This window comes from Massilia sp. TWR1-2-2 (assembly GCF_049897565.1).
Classification (GTDB): Bacteria; Pseudomonadota; Gammaproteobacteria; order Burkholderiales; family Burkholderiaceae_D; genus JAFCUW01.
On sequence record NZ_JAFCWM010000111.1, the window covers coordinates 1 to 634 of the forward strand.

1 protein-coding gene is annotated in these 634 nt (G+C 59.3%); it reads right to left on the reverse strand.

Annotated elements, in window-relative coordinates:
* Positions 1-16 precede the first annotated feature (16 nt).
* On the reverse strand, positions 17-634 hold a 618-nt coding region (locus ACP7DD_RS26610; RefSeq protein WP_426178416.1), incomplete at its 5' end, for an EF-Tu/IF-2/RF-3 family GTPase.

The following is a 634-nucleotide window of genomic DNA, read 5'->3' on the forward strand; positions in this document are numbered from 1 at the left end:
GGTCTTTCCCCTAAGATTATTTACCTTCGCTGAGGATCTTGGCAACGACGCCGGCGCCGACGGTACGACCGCCTTCACGGATGGCGAAGCGCAGGCCTTCTTCCATCGCGATCGGGTTGATCAGCTTGACGGTGATCGACACGTTATCGCCTGGCATGACCATTTCTTTGTCCGCTGGCAACTCGATCGAACCAGTCACGTCCGTGGTACGGAAGTAGAACTGTGGGCGATAGTTGTTGAAGAACGGGGTGTGACGGCCGCCTTCGTCTTTCGACAGGACGTAGATCTCACCGGTGAAATGGTTGTGCGGCTTGATCGAGTTCGGCTTGGCCAGAACCTGGCCGCGCTCGACGTCTTCACGCTTGGTGCCGCGCAGCAGCAGACCGACGTTGTCGCCAGCCATGCCCTGGTCGAGCAGCTTGCGGAACATCTCGACGCCGGTGCAAGTGGTCTTGACGGTGTCCTTGATGCCGACGATTTCGATCTCTTCGCCGACCTTGACGATACCGCGCTCGATACGACCGGTCACGACAGTGCCGCGGCCCGAGATCGAGAACACGTCTTCCACAGGCATCAGGAAGGCGCCATCGATTGCGCGCTCTGGCGTAGGGATGTAGGTGTCGAGTGCATCAGC